The 21,243-nt window shown below is 64.0% G+C and carries 21 protein-coding genes; 14 read left to right on the forward strand and 7 right to left on the reverse strand.

The genetic code is table 11. The annotated features are described in order from the left end of the window. Positions 1-7 precede the first annotated feature (7 nt). Entirely contained in the window at positions 8-1,159 is a 1,152-nt protein-coding gene (locus ABIE35_RS17280) for a DNA polymerase III subunit delta' (RefSeq protein WP_089593781.1), read from the reverse strand. Further along, positions 1,156-1,815, reverse strand: a complete 660-nt coding sequence (tmk, locus tag ABIE35_RS17285; protein WP_354516835.1) for a dTMP kinase — start codon at positions 1,813-1,815, stop codon at positions 1,156-1,158. Before tmk ends, ABIE35_RS17280 begins: the two co-directional genes overlap by 4 nt. An 82-nt stretch (positions 1,816-1,897) precedes the next feature. Here tmk and ABIE35_RS17290 point away from each other — a divergent pair, with 82 nt between their 5' ends. Together ABIE35_RS17290 and ABIE35_RS17295 are read left to right on the forward strand one after the other, a co-directional pair. After that, the gene (locus ABIE35_RS17290; RefSeq protein WP_354516837.1) at positions 1,898-3,082 is read left to right on the forward strand and encodes a trans-sulfuration enzyme family protein; all 1,185 of its coding nucleotides are present in this window, start codon (positions 1,898-1,900) and stop codon (positions 3,080-3,082) included. 10 nt (positions 3,083-3,092) lie between these two features. Then, positions 3,093-3,434: a DUF2516 family protein gene (locus ABIE35_RS17295; protein ID WP_354516839.1), complete on the forward strand. Its 342-nt coding sequence runs from the start codon at positions 3,093-3,095 to the stop codon at positions 3,432-3,434. A 16-nt stretch (positions 3,435-3,450) separates the two neighbouring features. Here ABIE35_RS17295 and ABIE35_RS17300 read toward each other — a convergent pair whose 3' ends face one another. Next, entirely contained in the window at positions 3,451-4,272 is an 822-nt protein-coding gene (locus ABIE35_RS17300; RefSeq protein WP_354516882.1) for a class I SAM-dependent methyltransferase, read from the reverse strand. Positions 4,273-4,342: 70 nt separating this feature from the next. Here ABIE35_RS17300 and ABIE35_RS17305 point away from each other — a divergent pair, with 70 nt between their 5' ends. Beyond that, on the forward strand, positions 4,343-5,089 hold the full coding sequence (locus ABIE35_RS17305; protein WP_089597194.1) for a phosphoglyceromutase: 747 nt from the start codon (positions 4,343-4,345) through the stop codon (positions 5,087-5,089). Between the two features lie 72 nt (positions 5,090-5,161). On the opposite strand, the gene phoU is transcribed toward ABIE35_RS17305, so the two are convergent. Beyond that, positions 5,162-5,815, reverse strand: coding sequence for a phosphate signaling complex protein PhoU (gene phoU, locus ABIE35_RS17310; RefSeq protein ID WP_024819653.1), 654 nt, complete (start codon positions 5,813-5,815; stop codon positions 5,162-5,164). 199 nt (positions 5,816-6,014) lie between these two features. On the opposite strand from phoU, the gene ABIE35_RS17315 reads away from it, so the two are divergent. Continuing rightward, entirely contained in the window at positions 6,015-7,340 is a 1,326-nt protein-coding gene (locus tag ABIE35_RS17315) for a sensor histidine kinase (RefSeq protein ID WP_354516883.1), read from the forward strand. Continuing rightward, on the forward strand, positions 7,337-8,017 hold the full coding sequence (locus tag ABIE35_RS17320) for a winged helix-turn-helix domain-containing protein (RefSeq protein WP_020608526.1): 681 nt from the start codon (positions 7,337-7,339) through the stop codon (positions 8,015-8,017). Before ABIE35_RS17315 ends, ABIE35_RS17320 begins: the two co-directional genes overlap by 4 nt. An 80-nt stretch (positions 8,018-8,097) precedes the next feature. Here ABIE35_RS17320 and ABIE35_RS17325 read toward each other — a convergent pair whose 3' ends face one another. After that, positions 8,098-8,634 (reverse strand): hypothetical protein, encoded by a 537-nt coding sequence (locus ABIE35_RS17325; protein WP_354516885.1) that lies wholly within the window; start codon positions 8,632-8,634, stop codon positions 8,098-8,100. Between the two features lie 293 nt (positions 8,635-8,927). Between ABIE35_RS17325 and ABIE35_RS17330 the strand changes: the two genes are divergently transcribed. The 6 genes from ABIE35_RS17330 (at position 8,928) to rlmB (ending at position 13,786) form a co-directional block, all read left to right on the forward strand. Continuing rightward, positions 8,928-9,410, forward strand: a complete 483-nt coding sequence (locus ABIE35_RS17330) for a CarD family transcriptional regulator (RefSeq protein ID WP_011690592.1) — start codon at positions 8,928-8,930, stop codon at positions 9,408-9,410. A gap of 121 nt (positions 9,411-9,531) precedes the next feature. Then, a complete protein-coding gene (ispD, locus tag ABIE35_RS17335) occupies positions 9,532-10,314 on the forward strand; it encodes a 2-C-methyl-D-erythritol 4-phosphate cytidylyltransferase (RefSeq protein WP_354516843.1) in 783 nt (260 codons plus the stop codon). Then, entirely contained in the window at positions 10,314-10,871 is a 558-nt protein-coding gene (ispF, locus tag ABIE35_RS17340) for a 2-C-methyl-D-erythritol 2,4-cyclodiphosphate synthase (protein ID WP_354516845.1), read from the forward strand. Before ispD ends, ispF begins: the two co-directional genes overlap by 1 nt. Further along, positions 10,864-11,220, forward strand: a complete 357-nt coding sequence (locus ABIE35_RS17345) for a hypothetical protein (RefSeq protein ID WP_354516847.1) — start codon at positions 10,864-10,866, stop codon at positions 11,218-11,220. Before ispF ends, ABIE35_RS17345 begins: the two co-directional genes overlap by 8 nt. Positions 11,221-11,255: 35 nt before the next feature. Next, positions 11,256-12,713, forward strand: coding sequence for a cysteine--tRNA ligase (cysS, locus tag ABIE35_RS17350; RefSeq protein WP_354516849.1), 1,458 nt, complete (start codon positions 11,256-11,258; stop codon positions 12,711-12,713). Between the two features lie 80 nt (positions 12,714-12,793). After that, on the forward strand, positions 12,794-13,786 hold the full coding sequence (rlmB, locus tag ABIE35_RS17355) for a 23S rRNA (guanosine(2251)-2'-O)-methyltransferase RlmB (protein WP_166842865.1): 993 nt from the start codon (positions 12,794-12,796) through the stop codon (positions 13,784-13,786). Positions 13,787-14,535: 749 nt separating this feature from the next. Here the strand turns inward: rlmB and ABIE35_RS17360 are convergent. Continuing rightward, a complete protein-coding gene (locus tag ABIE35_RS17360; RefSeq protein ID WP_354516852.1) occupies positions 14,536-15,345 on the reverse strand; it encodes a carbon-nitrogen hydrolase family protein in 810 nt (269 codons plus the stop codon). A 238-nt stretch (positions 15,346-15,583) separates the two neighbouring features. On the opposite strand from ABIE35_RS17360, the gene glgX reads away from it, so the two are divergent. The 3 genes from glgX to ABIE35_RS17375 are packed head-to-tail and all read left to right on the forward strand — an operon-like array spanning position 15,584 to position 18,549. Further along, complete coding sequence (gene glgX, locus ABIE35_RS17365) at positions 15,584-17,698, forward strand: glycogen debranching protein GlgX (protein WP_354516854.1); 2,115 nt, start codon at positions 15,584-15,586, stop codon at positions 17,696-17,698. 25 nt (positions 17,699-17,723) lie between these two features. Beyond that, positions 17,724-18,182, forward strand: a complete 459-nt coding sequence (locus ABIE35_RS17370) for a guanyl-specific ribonuclease (protein ID WP_354516855.1) — start codon at positions 17,724-17,726, stop codon at positions 18,180-18,182. A gap of 7 nt (positions 18,183-18,189) precedes the next feature. Then, on the forward strand, positions 18,190-18,549 hold the full coding sequence (locus ABIE35_RS17375) for a barstar family protein (RefSeq protein WP_354516857.1): 360 nt from the start codon (positions 18,190-18,192) through the stop codon (positions 18,547-18,549). Positions 18,550-18,607: 58 nt separating this feature from the next. Here ABIE35_RS17375 and glgP read toward each other — a convergent pair whose 3' ends face one another. Beyond that, complete coding sequence (glgP, locus tag ABIE35_RS17380) at positions 18,608-21,232, reverse strand: alpha-glucan family phosphorylase (RefSeq protein ID WP_354516859.1); 2,625 nt, start codon at positions 21,230-21,232, stop codon at positions 18,608-18,610. Between the last annotated feature and the right edge of the window lie 11 nt (positions 21,233-21,243).

Genomic DNA, 21,243 nt, shown 5'->3' on the forward strand with positions numbered 1-21,243 from the left:
GGTTCTCCTATTGCTGGATGAGGCTCGTGGCCATGGACTCGACCGCCAACAGGGGAGCCACGTTGGTGGTGGTGATTCGGACACGGGCTTTGTTGATGGCGTCCATCCGGGCCAGGGTGGTTTCCGGGGTTGAACTGCCGGCGTAGTCTTCCAGTTCGCTCTTGAGCTCAACGTTGACCAGTTCCACAGCGTTCCCCAACTGGATGATCAACACGTCCCTGTAGAAGGACAGCAGATCTGTCAGGGTACGGTCCAGGGAGTCGGTGATGGACCGCTTGGCCCGCCTTTTCTGGTCGTCCTCAAGTTGTTTGACCTGGCTGCGCATGGAGGGCGGCAACGTGCCGGACTCTGGGGCGCCGAGGCTTGCCAACAGGGCGATTTTCTCCGCCGCATCACGCTCGTCGTTGGAGCTGTTGGCTTCTTCGGTGGCGATTTTCACCAGTTTCTCGGCCATCATCACCGCAGCAGTGACGCCGCGAAGGCCAAGGGGAATCCGTACGGTGTCCAGGCGGCGTTGCCTGGCATCGGCGTCGCGTGCCAGCCGCCGGGCAATACCGATATGGCTTTGCGCAGCGCGTGCGGCGCGGTCCGCGAGCTGGCGTTCGACGCCGTCGCGCCTCACCAGGAGATCGGCGACGTCGGATGCCGGCGGAAGTCGAAGGCTCACCGGACGGCACCGGGAACGGATGGTGACCAGGACGTCGGCGGGGGAGGGGGCGCACAACATCCAGATGGTGCGGGGCGTTGGTTCCTCGATGGCCTTCAACAGCACGTTGGTGGTCCGCTCGGCCATGCGGTCTGCGTCCTCCACCACGATGATCCGCCACCGGCCAGTCGCCGGCCTGTCGCCCGCTTTGGATACCAGTGCACGGGCCTCGTCAATGGTGATGGTAACTTTCTCGGTCCGCACGAACGTCACATCAGAGTGCGTCTCGCCGAGAATCGTGTGGCAGGCCGCGCATTCACCGCAACCGCGAAGGGCGACGTCGTCCTGCTCGCAATTCAGCGCAGCCGCGAAGGCCTTTGCAGCGTTGGAACGGCCGGATCCCGGAGGGCCGGTGAACAGCCACGCATGGGTGAGACCGGTTTCGCCCTGCGCCGCCTGTTTCAATTGCGCTACAACGGGTGCCTGCCCTTGGAGGTCGTCCCAGACACTCACGGAAGGTCGCCCGGAACGCGGTCACCCAGTAAAGACTCCACCCGTTCAAGGATCTGGGCGGCGAGGGTCTCAATGTCGGAATTGGCCGGCAGGACCAGGTAGCTCGACGGTGTGGCCTCGGCGAGTTCCAGGAAAGCATGGCGGATGGCGGCGTGGAATGCATCAGGCTCGGACTCCAGCCTGTCCTCGGAGGCGTCCCCGGCAGTCCGCCGCCGGCGGCCGTCGGAGGGGTCGACGTCGAGCAGTACGGTCAGGTCCGGGCGCAGGCCATCGGTGGCCCAATGGTTGAGCGTCAAGACGCCCTCGGCACCCAAGCCGCGTCCGGTACCTTGGTAGGCCACCGACGAGTCGATGTAGCGGTCAGTGATGACCACCGTTCCTTCAGCCAGGGCAGGGCGGATCACTTGGCTCGCGTGGGCGGCGCGGGCCGCAGCAAACATGAGCGCTTCCGTGCGGGCATCGATGGTTCCGTGCCCATGGTCCAGGACCAGGGAACGCAATTTCTCGCCAATGGGGGTGCCGCCGGGTTCCCGTGTGCGCAGCACGGAAAGTCCCCGCGACTGAAGGGCGTCAGAGAGCCGGGCGGCCTGCGTGGACTTGCCCGCTCCGTCCCCGCCTTCGAAGGCGATAAAAAGACCTGGGCTCTGAATACTCACGCGTCTAGCCTACCGAGCTTCACTGACATCAAGGCGCGTAACGCCTTTCATCCACAGCCTTGCCCGCGGCTACGCTGAAACCATGAGCCTTTCCGATCAGCATGCCGCCGATTTGTCGCCGGAAACCGTTGTAGTTGCTGCCGGCCGGCCCGAGCGGGCCCACGATGAGCCAGTGAATCCGCCCATCGTCCTGTCCTCCACATACTTCGGCACAGGTTCACTAGGCGACGGGGACCGAGGCTACGGACGGTACGCCAACCCCACGTGGGACCCGTTCGAGGACGCACTCGCCAAGTTGGAAGGCGCCACCCTCCCGGGCCTGCTGTACGCCTCCGGTCTCGCGGCCGTCAGTTCCGCACTCTCCCTTGTTCCCGCCGGCGGTGTGGTGGTGATGCCCTCCCACAGCTACGCGGGTTCCCTGGTCATGGCCACTGAATTGGCAGAGAAGGGTTTCCTGGAGCTGCGCACGGTGGACATCACGGACACGGATGCCGTGAAGGCCCTCATCAGCCCGGACAACGGCAAGAAGGCCGATCTCCTCTGGTTGGAGAGCCCCACCAACCCCATGCTCGGCATCGCCGACATCCGTGCACTGACCGATGCCGCGCACGCAGTGGGCGCAATCGTGGTCACGGACAACACGTTCTCCACGCCCTTGGTGCAGCAACCCCTCAGCCTGGGATCCGACGTCGTACTTCATTCGGTGACCAAATACCTGGCCGGACATTCGGACGTAGTCCTTGGCGCCCTAGTGACATCAAACCCGGAGCTGCGTGCCACGCTGCTGCACCACCGGATCATCCATGGTGGAATCGCCGGCCCGTTCGAAGCCTGGCTGGCGTTGCGCGGCCTCCGAACGCTTGCGCTGCGGATTGAACGTTCGCAGGCGTCAGCAGCAACCCTGGCCGAACGCCTCAGCACCCACCCCCGAGTGGAAACCATCCGTTACCCGGGCCTCCCCACCGATCCCGGACACGAGCGCGCAAAGGCACAGATGAAGGGCTTCGGCTCCATCCTGTGCATCCAGATTGCCGGAGACGAACACCGCAAGGGTGCCGACGCCGCCGATGAACTGGTCCGTGCGCTGCAGCTCTGGCTGCCCGCAACGTCGCTGGGTGGCGTCGAATCACTGATTGAACGCCGACGCCGGCACACAGCCGAGCCGCTGAGCGTTCCGGAAAACCTGGTCCGCTTGAGCGTCGGAATCGAAAACGTGGAAGACCTCTGGTCCGACCTCGAGCAAGCGCTGAAGTCGCTGGAAGGCTAGGCTAAAGGGCGTGGACGGAAAACTCTTGATTGCCTTTGTCACCAGCGGGGTCTACTTGATTCTTGGCCTGGTGGCCCTTGCCCTGGAATTGTGGGCCTTCGCGGACTGCCTGCGCCACCGCCCGACGCTCTTCGTGGCCGCCTCCAAACGGACCAAGACGTTCTGGACTGCGCTCACTGGCATTGCTTTTGCCATCGGCGCACTGACGGTCTTCACCGGCGGAAGCGGCGTGGGCCTCTTCGGCATCGCTGCAGTCACCGCGGCCTGCGTGTACCTTGCCGATGTCCGTCCCGCCCTGCGCGAGGCCGGCAGCGGAGGCAACCGCAACGTCGGCCCATACGGTCCCTGGTAAGCGCTGCAGGAAAGCGTTACCGGGGCGCCACAGCGTCCCACGCCACTGTCACTTCACCGAGGCGCCACCGCGCCGGTCCGTCCTGAAGCGGCCATCCGGCGTCGCGCAATGAACGGCACATGCCAGTCCACCGCTGCCGGTTTCCGAACGACGCCAAAGGTGCCGCCTCCAGCCAGGCCTTGTCCATCGCCTGCAGGAACGCATGAATCGGTTCGCCGGGAACGTTCCGGTGAATCAGGGCTTTTGGCAGCCGCTCGGCGATGTCCGACGGCAGCTCGAAACTGCCGAACCGTACCGAAAAACTGAGGCTCAACGGGCGCTCGGAATCCAAGGCCACCCACGTCACCCGGCGGCCGATCTCATCACACGTGCCGTCAATGAACAGGCCACCCGGCGCCAGCCGCGACTGCACCAGCCGCCAAATCCCGGCAACGTCGGCTTCCTCGTATTGGCGCAGCACGTTGAAGGCGCGGACCAGCACCGGATTTCCGGGCACGGGAACCTCGAAGCCCCCAACGTGGAAGCTCAGCCCGGGCCGCTCCAGTGCTTTGGCTGTCCTGACGCGCTCCGGTTCAATCTCGATCCCACAAACGCGTATATCCGGCCGTACGGCCTGCAGGCGTTCGAAGAGCTCGACGGCGGTGGTCGGCGAAGCGCCATACCCCAGGTCCACCACCAGGGGCTCGACGGCGGCGCGGAGCCGCCACGCCTGAGGCCCGGCAAGCCAACGGTCCAGGCGGCGCATGCGGTTGGGATTCGTGGTGCCCCGGGTAATGTTGCCAACCGGCTTCCCGCTCCGACTGCGGGGAGAGCCCACCCGTTCCGCTTTTTGCACCACGGCCTCCACTTTATCTCGCGCGGACGTAATGCCGGGCAGGCAATGGAGCCCCTCGGCTAGGATGAAAACCATGACTTACAAGCTGATTCTGCTGCGCCATGGCCACAGCGACTGGAACGCCAAGAACCTGTTCACCGGTTGGGTGGACGTAGACCTGAACGATCAAGGCCGCGAAGAAGCAGTCCGCGGTGGAGAGCTCCTGGTGGAGAACGACATCCTGCCGGACGTCCTCTACACCTCGCTCCTGAAGCGTGCCATCAACACCGCCAACATGGCACTGGACAAAGCCAACCGCGGCTGGATCCCGGTCAAGCGCGACTGGCGCCTGAACGAACGTCACTACGGCGCATTGCAGGGCAAGGACAAGGCCCAGACCCTGGCCGAGTTCGGTGAAGAGCAGTTCATGGAATGGCGCCGCAGCTACGACACCCCGCCGCCGCCCCTGTCCGACGACAGCGAATTCTCCCAGGCACACGACGTCCGCTACAAGGATCTTGGTGACGCACTGCCGCGCACCGAGTGCCTCAAGGACGTCTTGGTACGTCTGCTCCCTTACTGGGAATCGGACATCAAGGAAGACCTCAAAGCCGGCAAGACCGTCCTGGTCACCGCGCACGGCAACTCCCTGCGTGCCCTCGTGAAGCACCTGGACGGCATCAGCGACGACGCCATCGCCGGGCTGAACATCCCCACGGGCATCCCGCTGGTCTATGAACTGGATGAGGACTTCCAGCCCATCAACCCCGGCGGAACCTACTTGGATCCCGACGCCGCAGCCCAAGCCATCCTCGCGGTAGCCAACCAGGGCAAAAAGTAGCGCTTGAGCAGTACACGACGGCGGCCGGTCACCTGAGGTGACCGGCCGCCGTCGTCGTTAATGCTGGGAAGGCTAGAAGCCTTCAGGCTGCCATTCGCCCGTCACCAGGTAGGTGACCTTGCGGGCTACGGAGACGCCGTGATCGGCGAAGCGCTCGAAGTAACGGCTGGCCAGGGCAACGTCCACGGTGGTGGACGGGCTCTCACTCCACTCGGGGGAGGCGATGGCCTTGAAGACGCTGAGGTGGAGGTCGTCCACGGCGATGTTGATCTTAAGGATGTCGCGGGCTACCTCGAGGTCGCGGGTCTCAAGGAGCTCGATGACCTTGGCGGTGATCTCGATGTCGTGCTGCGCCATGGCCTTGAAGGTCTGGGTCAGCGAAGCGGGGATCACGGTGGCCGGGTAGCGCAGGCGCGCCAGCTGGGCTACGTGCCGGGCGAGGTCGCCCATGCGTTCCAGCGACGCACTCATACGCAGCGAACCCACGATCATGCGGAGGTCGCTGGCCACGGGGCCCTGCAAGGCAAGGATGTCGATGGCGCGCTCGTCGAGGCTGTTTTGCAGGAAGTCGATCCGTGCATCCGCCGCGATGACGTCCTGGGCAAGGTCCACGTCGGCGCCTTCGAAGGACGTTGTGGCCTTCGTGATTGCTTCGTGAACCAGCTTGGAGATCTCGATGAGGTCGTCACCTACCTGGGTGAGCTCCTCCTGAAAAACCTTGCGCACTAAGGCGTCCTTTCCTTGGAAATCCGGTTCCCATGATCCGGGCCGGACTTCAAAACCATTGGCAGTCCAACCAGTAACTGTGTCAGGAGCCAGTGAACTGTTCGGCACCTTTAGATGAACGTTAGTTGAACCGTCCGCGTTTGGCGCCGGATCAATGCTTGTCCGTCTTTCCACAGCATAAGCTGGAGCCGTGGATCCATTGCTCATAGGTGTCGTCGCCGGCCTCGTTGGCCTGTCGTTGGGCGTCTTTGGCATGCTCGCGTTCAGGATCAGCGAGCGGCAGCGGAGCATCGTGGACCTGGACGTTACTGAGCCCCGCCTTCCTGACGGAGCCGCGGAGGTCCTTGCCGTCGTCGGGCGAGCGTTTGTTGTGGTTGACGTGATCGACGGCGTGGTGCGCGCGAGTCCCGCTGCGTATGCCTACGGCCTGGTCCGAGGTCACACAGTGGTGCACAAGCAGCTCCTGGACATGACTGCCAAAGTCCGCCGCGACGGCGTGATCCTGGAGGAGCAGTACGAGCTTCCCCGTGGTCCTTTGGGCAAGGGAACCATCGTGGTGCAGGTGCGGGCGGCCATGCTGGGCCAGGAATACATCGTGCTCCTCGCGGACGACCGCACAGAAATCACCCGCACCGAAGAGATCCGCAACGACTTCGTGGCCAACGTGTCCCACGAGCTCAAGACTCCCGTCGGCGCCATCTCCCTCCTGGCTGAGGCCCTGGAAGCCTCGCCGGATGACGAGGAAGCCGTACGCCGCTTCGCCAAACGCATGCACAAGGAATCCGGCCGGCTCGCAGCCCTGGTGCAGGACATTATCGAACTGTCCCGCCTGCAGGGTGCCAACGTCGCCCAGCAAGGGCACGCGGTGGATATCAACACCGTGATCACCGAGGCAGTGGACCGCTCGCAGCTGCCGGCGGAGAGCAAGAACATCCAGATCGTGGTGGGCGGCCATTCAGACTCACTGGTCTTCGGCGACCGTGACCTGCTGGTGACTGCCCTGCGTAACCTGATCGACAACGCCATCCGCTACTCACCAGAAAACACCCGGGTGGGAGTGGGCATCCGAACCCGGGAAGGTGTCGTCGCCATCTCCGTGACGGACCAGGGCGAGGGCCTGACACCCGAGGACCAGGAGCGTGTTTTTGAACGCTTCTACCGCGTTGACGCCGCACGTTCGCGGCACACAGGCGGCACCGGTCTTGGCCTGAGCATCGTCAAGCACGTGGTCTCCAACCATGGCGGCGAGGTGACCGTCTGGTCCCAGCCGGGCCAAGGGTCTACGTTCACCATCCGCCTGCCGGAGATGGAAGGCCAGGAGGACGACGGCGCCCTGCCGGCTCACGCTGCCACGGCGGACGCGTCCGGGGAACGTAAGGCGCCGGCTGCCGCCGTCGAACCCCACCGGGCGGCAAACCAAGCCAACAATGCGATTCAACAAACCCCTATCGCGGGTCAACAGCCCCAAATCGCGGGTCAACAAGGGGGCGCCAGCGGCGCCCAAGAACAAGGAGCCAGCGCTTGAGCCGGATTTTGATTGTGGAGGACGAAGAGTCCTTCAGCGACCCTCTGTCCTATCTCCTGGGCAAAGAGGGCTTTGACGTCGAGGTAGTGGACAACGGCAGCGATGCCTTGGTGGAGTTCGACCGGAACGGTGCGGACCTGGTCCTCCTTGACCTGCAACTGCCAGGAACTCCGGGAACGGAGGTGTGCCGTCAGTTGCGCCAGCGTTCCAGCGTGCCCGTCATTATGCTCACGGCCAAGGACTCGGAGATCGACAAGGTGGTTGGCCTGGAACTCGGTGCCGACGACTACGTCACCAAGCCCTACTCCTCCCGTGAGCTGGTGGCCCGTGTCCGTGCAGTCCTGCGCCGTCAGGGCGAGCCGGAGGAGCTCATCACATCGACCGTGCAGGCTGGTCCTGTCCGCATGGACATTGAACGGCACGTCGTCAGCGTCAACGGCGAACAAGTATCACTGCCGTTGAAGGAGTTCGAACTGTTGGAGATGCTGCTCCGCAACTCGGGCCGGGTGCTGACGCGCGGCCAGTTGATTGATCGTGTGTGGGGTTCGGATTACGTTGGCGACACCAAGACGCTGGACGTTCACGTGAAACGCCTCCGCAGCAAGATCGAGCCCGATCCCTCCGCACCCCGCTACTTGGTGACGGTGCGTGGACTCGGCTACAAGTTCGAGCCGTAAAGGCTCTGCTGCAAGTAACAAGGAAGGGTCCCGCCGCGGCGGGACCCTTCCTTGTTGTATGGCTTGCGGCGTGCTGCCTGCTAGTGGCCGGCTGCTGCGGACTCGGTGGACGTCGACGTCGATGTCGGCGTTGCCGTGGGAGTCGGTGTGGTGGGCAGGTACTTGGTGTACTCAGCCAGCGTGCCGTCGACCACCGGAACGTTGATCGTGGCGGAGTCCGACCCGCTGCGGATCGTGACCGGAGTCAGCCCGCCGGGGATCACGCCTGCGGAGCTCAAGATGGCGGCGTCCGTGGTGTCGTTCAACAACGTTTCCGAGTTGGCCTTGACCGGGATCTCCGTCTGGGAGCCGTTCGCGCCGCTGACGGTGAGCGTCGCATCAGTGCTGGACTGGTTGAAGACGGCGCCGATCACGCGGCCGGGCTCGTTCTCACCGGAGGCAACAATCAGGATGTTGCGCAACTGCAACTGACCGAGATCAGCTTTGATCCCGTCCGATGCCGAGTACTGGTGGGTAGTCTGCTGGGCGTTGACGAATCCGCAGCCGGTGACGGACAGAAGACCGACGCCGATTGCAGCCGCCGCAATTGCCAGCTTGCCGCGCTGGACAGGGTTCATCGCAGTATTGCGCACGACACCTACTCCTCAAGAGTCATTGGAACACTTTTCAGCCATAGCCTATCGGCAAACCCGCCAAAATAAGGATTCGGGAGGCCATTATGGCGCCGGCGTCGAAGGAGATCTTGGTCGCACGTTGCTTGCTCGAAGCATCTTTCCCGGATTACGTCAAGACCTTGGAGGAAGTCGTTTAAGGCCTTTTTCCCTGTATTGGCGCGGTAGAACGGGCTGCTGGGTGCCAGTCGTATGCCTTAATCGTGATAGACTAATCTGCGGGAAAGGGGAAAGTCCACATGGTTTTTGAGGTCGGCGAGACAGTAGTTTACCCTCACCACGGTGCAGCAAAAATTGAGGAAATCAAGATGCGCACCATCAAGGGCGAAGAGAAGATGTATCTCAAGCTCAAGGTGGCTCAGGGTGATCTGACCATTGAAGTTCCAGCAGAGAACGTTGACCTTGTTGGGGTCCGGGACGTAGTGGGCAAAGAAGGCTTGGAGCACGTTTTTGACGTTCTCCGCGCCGAGTTCACTGAAGAGCCTACCAACTGGTCACGTCGTTACAAGGCGAACCTGGAGAAGCTTGCTTCAGGCGATGTCATCAAGGTGGCGGAGGTCGTTCGCGATCTCTGGCGTCGTGATCACGATCGCGGCCTCTCCGCAGGCGAGAAGCGGATGCTGGCCAAGGCACGGCAGATTCTGATTTCAGAACTGGCCCTGGCTGAGAAGACAGACGAAGAGAAGGCTGCAAGCGTTCTTGACGAAGTCTTGGCTTCCTAAGAATTGAGCCCCGGTGGTGCGAAAGCGCCGCCGGGTTTCTTTTTGCCACAAGCCGGTCGCAGCATCGCGGAATTGCCCGGAATGTGGGTTTTCCCTGCACATTCCGCATAACCTTGGGCGCATGAGTAATCCTTCCAAGCGCGCCGTCACGGCCGTGATCGTGGTTGCCGCCGGTTCCGGTGAGCGCCTCGGTTACGGCATGCCCAAAGCCCAGGTTCCGTTGGGTGGCGAAACCATCCTGATGCATGCCCTTCGTGGCGTAGTTGCGTCTGATGTAGCGCGCCAGATCTGCATCGCCGTGCCCAAAGGGGACATGGCCCTGCGCGAGTCGATCTCCGAGTTCACCATTGACCTTGTGGACGGCGGCCCCGAGATTTCAGTTGTCGACGGCGGCTCCTCCCGCGCGGATTCCGTCCGCGCCGCCATGGCTGCCCTGGAGGACGGAACGGAACTGGTCCTGGTCCACGACGCTGCGCGGGCCCTGACTCCCGAAAGGGTTTTCCAGCGCGTCTCCGACGCCTTGGCTTCTGGTGCGAAGGCCGTGATTCCGACCATGCCGGTGGTGGACACCATTAAGACTGTTGCCGAGACAAACGGCCAAGACTCCTCCATCGCCCCGGAAGTTGTTACAGGTACGGCTCCCCGTGAACAGCTACGGGCCGTGCAGACGCCGCAGGGTTTCGAACTGGGCGTGCTGCGCAGGGCACACGAAGCTGCCGGGCTCTTCGACGACAAGCAGTCCGCAGCTGTCACCGACGACGCCATGCTGGTGGAACTCCTCGGCGTTCCGGTCCACGCTGTCCGCGGCGCCAGCCAGTCGCTCAAAATCACCACGCCGCTGGACCTCATCATCGCTGAAGGCCTCCTGGAAGGTCCGCTCGGGATCCGCTGGGTGGAGGGCTGATGACGTTGAGCCAGGACATGATCCTGCCCCGCACCGGTGTCGGCATCGACGTCCACGCGTTCGCCCCGGACGGCGACCCCCAGCCGCTTTGGTTGGGTGGGCTCTTCTGGGAAGGCGAGCAAGGACTCTCGGGGCATTCGGATGGCGATTGCGTGGCCCATGCGGCGGCCGACGCGCTCTTCTCCGCCTGCGGGATTGGCGATCTCGGCACGCACTTCGGTACGGACCGGCCAGAGTTCGCTGGCGCGTCCGGGGTCAAACTCCTGGGTGAAGCGGCCCGTATCGTTCGCGCAGCTGGCTTCGAGATCGGCAACGTTGCAGTGCAGTTCGTGGCCAACCGGCCCAAGTTCGGCCCCCGCCGGGAAGAATCCCAGAAGGTCCTGACCGAGGCCGCTGGCGCGCCAGTCAGCGTCACAGCCACTACCAGCGACGGCCTCGGATTCACCGGCCGTGGCGAAGGAATTTCCGCTGTTGCCACCGCCCTCGTGTACCCGGTCACCGGGCATAAGGTACCGGCGACCGGGCCGGGTCCCGCGAAAGGTGCGCCGCATGCCTAAGCCAGGCGCCGGCGTCGTGCGTTCCGCAGTGGCACTGTCCGCTGGCCTTGCCGCGATCCTCCTGCTCGGCGGTTGCGCGGGGGCGCCGAAGATGGACGTGGCGGCCAGCTGCGAGTTCCTGAACAACGACACCTTCAAGCCCGATGGCAACCAACAGCAGCAGTCCAAACAGATCGCCGCGCACTATCACGAAATCGCTGACAGGCTGGCTCCGGAGATCGGCAACCCGATCAAGGACATGGCGGCGATCATGGATGAAGCGGCCGCTTCATCCCTCGGCGCAGCCACCAAGGACCAGCAGGAGAAGCTCACCGTCCAATTCAATAAAATCGGCGAATACTGCAAGTAGGCAGGTCGTGGCACGTCATCGGCTAATCTGGAGCGGTGACCCTGCGCTTCTATGACACCGCCTCCGCCGAAGTCCGCGACTTCGTTCCCCTCGAAGACGGCAAGGCCAGCGTCTACTACTGCGGGGCCACTGTCCAAGGAATGCCGCACGTGGGCCACGTCAGGTCGGCCATTGCCTTCGACCAACTGACCCGCTGGCTCGAGTTCCGCGGCCTCCGCGTCACCGTGGTGCGTAACGTCACTGACATTGATGACAAGATCCTGGCCAAGTCCGCGCAGTCATTCGGGCCGGACTGGGATGCTGAACCCTCGGCACGCCAAGCCGAGGAGTGGTGGGCCCTGGCGTACCGCTACGAACAGGAGTTCGAGGACGCCTACGACTCCCTCGGCGTTCAGCGGCCCACATACGAGCCCCGCGCAACGGGCCACATCCCTGAGATGCACTCGCTCATCCAGCGCCTCATCGACCGCGGACACGCCTACCCTGCCCTGGATGATTCCGGCGACGTCTACTTTGACGTCCGCTCCTGGAGCAAGTACGGCTCGCTGACACGGCAAAATATCGATGACATGCAGGGAGCGCCCGACGCCGACCCTCGCGGCAAGCGCGATCCCCGCGACTTCGCGCTGTGGAAGGGTTTCAAAGACGGCGAGCCTGTTACCGCCAAGTGGGACTCCCCGTGGGGTGCCGGACGTCCCGGCTGGCACCTTGAATGCTCCGCCATGGTCACCAAATACCTTGGACCGCGGTTCGACATCCACGGTGGGGGACTGGATCTTCGTTTCCCGCACCACGAGAACGAGATGGCCCAGTCCCAGGCGGCCGGCGACGAGTTCGCCAACTTCTGGATGCACAACGGCATGGTCACTTTCGAAGGTGAAAAGATGTCCAAGTCCATCGGCAACACGGTGAGCCCGGCCGAAATGCTGGAGCTCGCATCACCCCGCGTGGTCCGCTACTACCTGGGTCAGGCGCATTATCGTTCCATCCTGGATTACCGGCCCACATCGCTGCAGGAGGCCGCCGCCGCCGTCGAACGTATTGACGGTTTCGTTGCCAAAGCGTCGGCCAGGATCAGCGGCGGCTCCGCCGCTGAGGTGGCACCCCAGGCCAACATGCCGGCAGCCTTTATTGCTGCCATGGACGACGACCTGAATGTTCCGCAGGCGCTGGGTGTGCTCCACGAGACCGTCCGCGCGGGCAACACCGCGTTGGCGTCCGGCGACCTCGATGCCGCCAAGGCTGCCCTCTACAGCGTGCTCTCCATGACCGAAGTTCTTGGCCTGGATGCGGTCAAGCGTCCGGAAGCCGTGCAGGGACGCGAGCACGCCGCATTGGGAGTGCTGATCGACGCTCAACTTGCAGCCCGGGCTGCCGCCAGGGCCAATAAGGACTGGGCAGCATCCGACGCCATCCGCGACACCCTGGCCGAAGCCGGCGTCGTCGTCGAAGATGGTGCGGACGGGGCCACCTGGAGCCTTAAACGCGACTGACAAACCGGCGCGGCGGCCGAATTGCATCGGGTCAGTAGACTTGATTCCAGACTTACTCACAAAATCAAGGATGGAATCTCATGGCCAACAATGGTCGCCGGTCGGTCAAGCAGAAGAAGGGCCCCACCACCGGAACCGGTGGCCACGGCCGCAAGGCCCTGGAGGGCAAAGGTCCCACGCCCAAGGCGGAGGAACGCACCTACCACAAGGCATACAAGAACAAGCAGCTGGCTGAACGCTCAGCTGCCAAGCGCGGACCGGGCACCCGCCCCGGTGGCGCCGGTGCGCGCTCCGGCCCCAAGGGACGTGCCACCGAAGAGCTGGTCACCGGCCGTAACTCGGTGGTCGAAGCCCTCCGCGCTGGCATCCCGGCCAAGGCATTGCACGTCGCCATCCGCATCGAGATGGACGACCGCGTCAAGGAATCCCTCAAGCTCGCGGCCGAGCGTGGCATCCCCTTGCTTGAAACCGGCAAGGTTGAGCTGGACCGCATGACCGAGGACGCTGTCCACCAGGGCCTCGTCCTGCAGATCCCGCCGTACGAGTACGAGGACGCCTACGACCTCGCAGAGACAACCCTGGCCAAGTGGAAGAAGGGGCACATCTCCAACGCCCCCATCTTCGTTGCACTGGACGGGATCACCGACCCCCGTAACCTCGGTGCGATCATCCGCTCCGTATCCGCGTTCAGCGGGCACGGCGTGATCGTTCCTGAACGTCGCTCCGTGGGCGTCACGGCGTCCGCATGGAAGACCAGCGCCGGTGCCGCTGTCCGCGTACCTGTGGCCCGCGCGTCGAACCTCAACAACGCGCTCAAGCAGTTCAAGAACATGGGCATCTACGTCCTGGGCCTGGACGGCGATGGCGACGTCTCGCTGCCCGACCTCACCGTTGCCACCGAGCCTGTCTGCATCGTGGTCGGCTCCGAAGGCAAGGGCCTTAGCCGGCTCGTCCGCGAAAACTGCGACCAGATTGTCTCGATCCCGATCGACTCCGCCATGGAGTCGCTCAACGCTTCCATGGCCGTCGGCATCTCGCTGTACGAAGTGTCGAGGCAGCGCGCCGCCAAGTAGTCCTCGCTGAGGCGCCGCAAGCGCCATCCTCCGCATGCTCGCTCGTTCTTCGCTGAGATGCATGCTTCCGGATGGCCCCTGCGGCGCCTTTTTTGTGTGTCCGCAGCACCAGCCGCACTGTCAGCGGTTACCAACCCTCTCTCATATCCCTCGGGTTTGGGGGGGCACGCTCTCGCATATCCCGCGGGTTTGGAGGACATGCTCTCGCATATCCCTCGGGTTTGGGGGGCACGCTCTCGCATATCCCGCGGGTTTGGGGGGCACGCTCTCTCATATCCCGCGGGTTTGGGGGGCACGCTCTCGCATATCCCGCGGGTTTGGGCGGCACGCTCTCGCATATCCCGCGGGTTTGGGCCGAACGGTCTGAACTCTTCGGGTCACCTACTTTGCTCAACGGTAAGGAATGCGATGACTTTTTCCCAGGAACTCTGACTCGCCTTCACCGCTCATCTCCGGCCAAGGCCTTTGGCGGTCGTTCAATGACACCGGGTCCCGTTTCCTCAGGCTGATCCGGCGCAAAAGCCCGGTACCCCAGCGTCCTTCCTTCACTACGAGTCCGAGGGATGTGAGAGAGGGTCGGCCGGAAGGGGTAGGGATGTGAGAGAGGGTCGGCTGGAAGGGGTAGGGATGTGAGAGAGGGTCGGCTGGAAGGGGTAGGGATGTGAGAGAGGGTCGGCCGGAAGGGGTAGGGATGTGAGAGAGGGTCGGCTCGAAGGGGTAGGGATGTGAGAGAGGGTCGGTGGGGGGAGTTAGAAGTCGCGGCGGTTGGCCAACACCGGGAGTTTTTGGCGGGCTTCCTCCACCACGGCGGGGTCCAGGTCGTGGAAGATCAGGCCGGGTTCGCCGTCGAGGGCCTCCAGAACCTGGCCGAACGGGGATACGACGGCGGAGTACCCCACCCCTGTGGGCGCAGCACCTTTGGGCTCAACGCCCTGCGTGGCCGGATCCCCTTGGCCGCACGCGAGCACGAACGTGGTGGTGTCCACGGCGCGGGCGCGGGCAAGAAGTTGCCACTGCTCGGCTTTGCCAGGCCCGGAGCCCCAGGACGCCGAGACGATGTTTACCACGGCGCCGCGATCGGCGTTGGCCGTGAACAAGGCAGGGAAACGGATGTCGTAGCAAGTGGCCAAACCAAAGGTGAGGCCGCCGGCGTCGAACGTCACGGGGTCTGTACCCGCCTCAACGGTGTCCGACTCAGCGAAGCCGAATGCGTCAAAGAGGTGGATCTTGTCGTAGCTCGTCTCGACGCCGGGACCAGTGGCAAGCAGCGTGTTCCGCACGCGGCGTGCTCCTGAATCCGAAGGAGCGCCGGGGGTGAACATGCCGGCCACGATGACCAGCTGCAGTTCGTCGGCGAGGGCGCGCACCCGGCCGGCCCAAGGACCATCCAGAGGTTCGGCGATGTCCAGCAGCGAGTTCCCGAACGCGCGCATCATGGCCTCGGGGAAGACCACCAGTTCGGCGCCGCCGCCTTTCGCCAGACGGGCGTACTCCTCGAGGAGCCGCAGATTGTCGGCCAGATCCCGGCCGGTGATGACTTGGGCGAGTGCCACGCGCACGATAGAACCTCCAGTTGTCTCCGTCCCAGTATGCCAAGCGGGTGGGACAACAGCCGGTCCATGCGACTTATTCACGTAGCCTCCCCGCAGCGCGGGTGGCACCGGGACAGCGTTCCAGCACGTGAGCGGCCCAAGTAATCCGGCCCTCAGCAGGCAAGTAATCAAATCGCGACGTGGAACGTCGTCACATGCGCGGCCGGCGCGGCACATACTTGGCGTGGAACTAAACTTGCAAGCAATGGTTATGCCTATTTTTGACACAGAAGCCGCCGTCGACGCCTCGCGGCCACGGCCCCTCGGACTGAGCACCCCTCAGCCCGGCCTTGACGATGCCGAAATGACGCAGGACCATCAGGTGAACGTGGCAGTTTTCGCGCCCGACCTGAAAGAGGTGGAGATCGCCTTCCAGGCTCCCGGAGAGCCGTGGCGTGCCCACATCCTTCCCAACATTGAGGATGGAGTGCACTTCGGGCTGGTCAGCGGGATGCCGCCGGGCACCCGGTACGGTTTCCGCGAGGCACCGTCCGAGCGCGGCTTCCCCTTGTCCTTGCCGGCTGTGGACCTGGACGACGACGGCGAACATCGCCTGTTGCTCGACCCCTACGGCCGCGCTGTGGACCAGCGGGGAGAGTTCCTCACCAGCGTGCACGTGGAAACAGGTTTTGACTGGGGCGATGACCGTCCGCCCCGCATTCCTCTGCGGACTTCCGTCATCTACGAAGCGCACGTCCGTGGACAGACGATGCTGCACCCGGACATTCCGGAGCACCTAAGAGGTACCTACGCCGGCATGGCACATCCGGTGATGATCCAGCACCTTACCGAGCTGGGCATCACGGCCGTCCAGCTTTTGCCCATCCATTTCCACCTGGATGAGTCCCACCTCCAGGACCTGGGCATGACCAACTACTGGGGCTACAACACGGCTGCCTTCTTTGCACCGCATTCGGACTATGCCACGGAGGCAGCGCGCAAGGCCGGTCCCCATGCAGTGCAGGATGAGCTCAAGGGCATGATCAAGTTGCTGCATGCGGCAGGCATCGAGGTCATCCTGGACGTGGTGTACAACCACACCGCCGAAGCTGGTCCGGATGGACCGCCCCTGAGCTTCCGTGGACTCGCAGAGGAGCGCTACTACCGGCACGATGCCCATGGGCGCTACCTGGACACCACCGGCTGTGGAAACACCTTGGACTTCAGCGATCCCGTGGTGGTGGACCTGGCTTTGGATTCCCTGCGGTACTGGGTGAACGACTTCCACGTGGATGGCTTCCGCTTTGACCTTGCCGTGACCTTGTGCCGGGACGCGGGCAACTCCTTTGACCCCCAGCATCCCTTCCTGCAGGCCATCGCAGAGGACCCGGTATTGTCCGAGGTGAAGCTGATCGCCGAGCCGTGGGACGTCGGGTACGGTGGCTGGCAGACAGGCCGGTTCCCCCACGGTTGGTCGGATTGGAACGACCATTTCCGCGATGGCGTCCGCAGCTTTTGGCTGTCCGACCGCGCCGCAATCGAAGCAGGTGGACAGGGCGGTTCCGTGGCATCGTTGGCTGAACTCATGGCCGGTTCCGCGAACCTCTTCGCATCCTCCGGGCGCACCCGGCTTGCATCGGTCAACTTCATCACGGCCCACGACGGCTTCACGTTGAAGGACCTGGTGAGCTATGACCGTAAGCACAACGAGGCCAACGGTGAGCAGAACCGCGACGGCCATGGCGATAACCGCAGCTACAACCACGGTGTGGAGGGGCGGAGCGAGAACGAGGCCATTGTGGCCGCCCGCGCCCTGTCCATCCGCAACCTGATGGCAACCCTGCTGTTGTCCTTCGGCGTCCCCATGATCACGGCAGGCGACGAAATTGGCCGGACCCAGCAGGGCAACAACAACGCCTACTGCCAGGACAACCCCACGGCATGGCTGGATTGGAGCCGCACCCAGGAAGCCAACGCCATGTTCCGGACCACGCGTGAGCTGGTCCGGCTCCGCCGCTGGTTCCTGCGTCACCAGCCTGAGAGCTTCCCCGGCAACGCGAACAATTCCAGCCTGCAATGGTTCGACGACAAAGGTCAGCGGATGACTCCCGCACGTTGGAACGATCCCAATGTGCGCTCCGTCCAGCTCCTGATGGGGCACGAGGACAGCGAAATCCGTGGCTTGATCGTAGTGAACGGAAGCAACCAGGATGTGAAGATGGTGCTGCCGGAGATCCTGAGTGAAACGGGCATCGGCAAGCGCATGTTTGAGCTCCGCTTCACAACGTCGGTGCTGCATGAACGGCGGAAGGGCGCGTTGGTGGCCTCGGGCGAGCGGGATATCCTGCAAGCCAACACCATCAACATCTACCGCACGTAGTCACACCCCCTCAGGAGCTCTTCGCATGAACCGCAGCCGCAGCAAACTGGTGGCGTTTGCGGGGTTGGTGATCGCCGTCGTCGTCCTGGTAGTCGCCATGGTGGGCGGTGGCTCGCTCACGGCGACACCCACAGCGCCAAGCACGACGCCGGCACCTGGCTCCGCGTCGTCGTCGGCCGCTGCGGTGGCCAACCCCTCAACGCTGCCCACCATCAATGCCTCCCAGTTGCCCAAGGAAGCCCGTCAAACTCTGGCGCTGATCGCCAAGGGCGGCCCTTATCCGTATAGGGAAGACAACGGAAATTTCGGCAACTTTGAAGGCCTCCTGCCCAAGAAGACCAGCGGCTTCTACAAGGAGTACACGGTGAGCACGCCAGGAGAATCGCACCGGGGTGCCCGCAGAATCGTCGTGGGCAAGGACTCTGCCAAGTACTACACCCCGGACCATTACCAGTCGTTCAAGTTCATCGTCGAAGGCAAGTAGGAGCCCCATGAAGATCTATTCCGCAGACACCTGGACCCTGGAAGAACTACAGGAACAGATTTCCGACGCCGGCCGCAGGACCGTGATGGTACCCCCGGCAAACACCAAGCAGGCGGTCCTGGAAGTCTTCGCCCAGGTCCTGGACTTCCCTGAGTACTACGGTGTGAACCTGGACGCCCTGAACGACTCCCTGCACGACTACGCCGACGCCCTCTCAGAGGACGACGGCGGCCCCGTCACCATGATCTGGCAGGTCCCGGCCGCCTACCGCACAGACCGTTCGTTCGGGGTGGTCTGCGAAGTCCTCCAGGACGCCGAGCGCTACGCTGGCCGCGACCTGGCAGTCATCGCCGTCTTCGAGAACTAGTCGCGCCAACGGGTCCCAACCGTAGCCAGCCATGAGTCGCCAATTGGGCTACGGCGGACTACGCGTTGGCGATCAATCCCAGTTCAGCCTTGGAAGCCAACGCCGAGTGCTTCGGGAACACCCGGACGGTGTAGCCGAAGGAGCCGGACCGGTTGATGACCAGGGAGCCGTGGAAGAGGTGACGTCCGCCGCCGAGGTCTTCCAGGGAGTCCAGTTCGGCCACCACGATGTCCTCGAGTTCGTCGGACTCCTCGGCCCGCCCAAAAGCTACCTCGACGGACACGTCGTCCGGGGTGAGGCTGTTGAGGGCCACGTAGGCGTTGACCTGGAGGCTGTCGCCTACCTGGGGTTCCTCGGAGACCCCCACGGAGTCAACGTGCTCCACCATTACCTGGGGCCACGCGTTCCGGACCTTGGTGGTCCAGGCGGCGAGTTCCTTTGCTTCCTTGAAGGATTCGGCAACAGCCCTGCGCCCGGAAACAGCGGCCGGGCAGTAGAGGTTGTTAACGTAGTCGTGGAGCATACGTTCCGCGGAAACGGCGGGGCCGAGGTTTGCCAAGGTGTGCTTGATCATGGACACCCAGTGGGTGGGAACGGTCTCGCGGCTGGACTCGGACGGTCCCGCAGCTCCAGCGCCTTGGGCAACGGTGGTGCCGTAGAAGCGCGGAGCTACCTGGTTTTCGAGGAGCTCGTACAGTGCGGACGCTTCGATGTCGTCACGTTCATCCGCTGAGGCGCCGTTGTTGGCGGTGGGAATCGCCCAGCCGTTTTCGCCGTCGTACATTTCGTCCCACCAGCCATCCAGGACGGACAGGTTGAGCGAGCCGTTGATGGCGGCCTTCATCCCGGAGGTGCCGCAGGCTTCCAACGGGCGGAGCGGGTTGTTGAGCCACACGTCGCAGCCCGGGAACAGGGTCCGTGCCATGGCGATGTCGTAGTTGGGCAGGAAGACGATCCTGTGCCGGACTTCGGGATCGTCGGTGAAGCGCACCAGGTCCTGGATCATCTTCTTGCCGGCGTCGTCTGCGGGGTGCGACTTGCCGGCGATGACCAGCTGGATGGGGTGTTTCGGATCCAGCAACAGGGCCTTCAAGCGTGCGGGGTCGCGCAGCATGAGGGTAAGTCGCTTGTAGGTGGGCACGCGCCGGGCAAAGCCGATGGTGAGCACGTCCGGGTCCAGCACGGAGTCGGTCCAGCCGAGCTCGGCGTCGGCGGCGCCGCGCTTCTTCCAGGAGGCCCGGAGCCGGCGTCGGACGTCGTCGATGAGTTGGGCGCGGAGCTCCCGGCGTAGTGCCCAGACGTCTTCGTCGCTGACGTTGTAGGCAAGGTCCCAGCGGCCCAGCGCTTCAGCCTCGGCACCGAACTGGTTCCGGGCCAGGGTGGAGATGCGGGGGTCCACCCAGGTGGGGACATGGACACCGTTGGTGACGGAAGTGATGGGGATCTCGGAGTGGTCGAATCCCGGCCACAGGCCCGCGAACATTTCGCGGGACACCACGCCGTGCAGCTTGGCCACGCCGTTGGCACGCTGCGCCAGGCGCAGGCCCATTACCGCCATGTTGAAAACGGAAGGGTTTCCGCCGTCGAAGTTTTCCCGGCCGAGTTCCAGGATGCGGTCCGTGGGCACCGCAGGTGCCAGGCCGGCTTCGAAGAAGTGCTTGATCTGGACGGTCTCGAAGCGGTCGATGCCGGCGGGGACGGGCGTGTGCGTCGTGAAGACGGTGGACGCGCGTCCGGCAGCGAGGGCCTCGTCCCAGCTGAGGGGCACGGCGGGATCGGACATGGCTTCCTGGATGCGTTCGATGCCCAGGAACCCTGCATGGCCTTCGTTGGTGTGGAAAACTTCCGGCGCGGGGGTGCCGGTGAGTTCCTGGTAGACGCGGAGGGCTTTGACGCCACCCATGCCCAGGAGGAGTTCCTGCTGAAGCCGGTGGTCGCCCCCGCCGCCGTACAGGCGGTCCGTGATGCCGCGGGCGGCTTCATCGTTGGAGGGAACGTTGGAGTCCAGCAGCAGCAGCGGAACGCGTCCGACGTCGGCACGCCAGACGTGCGCGTGGAGCTCCCTGCCGTTGGGCAACGGCAGGGAGATGTGGACGGGCTTGCCGGGCATGCCGTCCTTGCCGGGGTGGCGAAGAAGCGTGAGGGGCAGGCCGTCGGGATCCAGTACCGGGTAGGTTTCCTGCTGCCAGGCGTCCCGGGACAGGGACTGCTTGAAGTAGCCGGCCTGGTAGAGGAGCCCGACGCCGATCAGCGGCACGCCGAGGTCTGAGGCGGCCTTGAGGTGGTCTCCGGCCAGGATACCGAGGCCGCCGGAATACTGCGGGAGGACCTCAGTGATGCCGAATTCGGGGGAGAAGTACGCAATGCAGGCGGGAGCGTCCTCGCCGAGGCCCTGGTACCAGCGCGGTTCGCTGAGGTACCGGTCCAGGTCGGAAGCAGCGGCCTGAACGCGCTCCACCACGTCGCCGTTGTTGGCGAGGTCCTGCAGTTGTTCGCGGCTGATGGACCCCAGAAGGGCAATGGGGTCGTGCTGCGACGCCTCCCAGAGAGCCGGGTTGAGGCTCCCGAAAAGTTCCCGTGTGGGCCGGTGCCAGGACCAGCGCAGATTGGTCGCCAATCGGGCCAGGGGCCGGATGGGCTCGGGGAGGACGGTACGGACTGTAAACCTTCGAATAGCCTTCACGAGCGCCACAC

Origin of the sequence: Paenarthrobacter sp. 4246 (assembly GCF_040546855.1) — a bacterium.
In the GTDB taxonomy this organism is placed as follows: Bacteria; Actinomycetota; Actinomycetes; order Actinomycetales; family Micrococcaceae; genus Arthrobacter.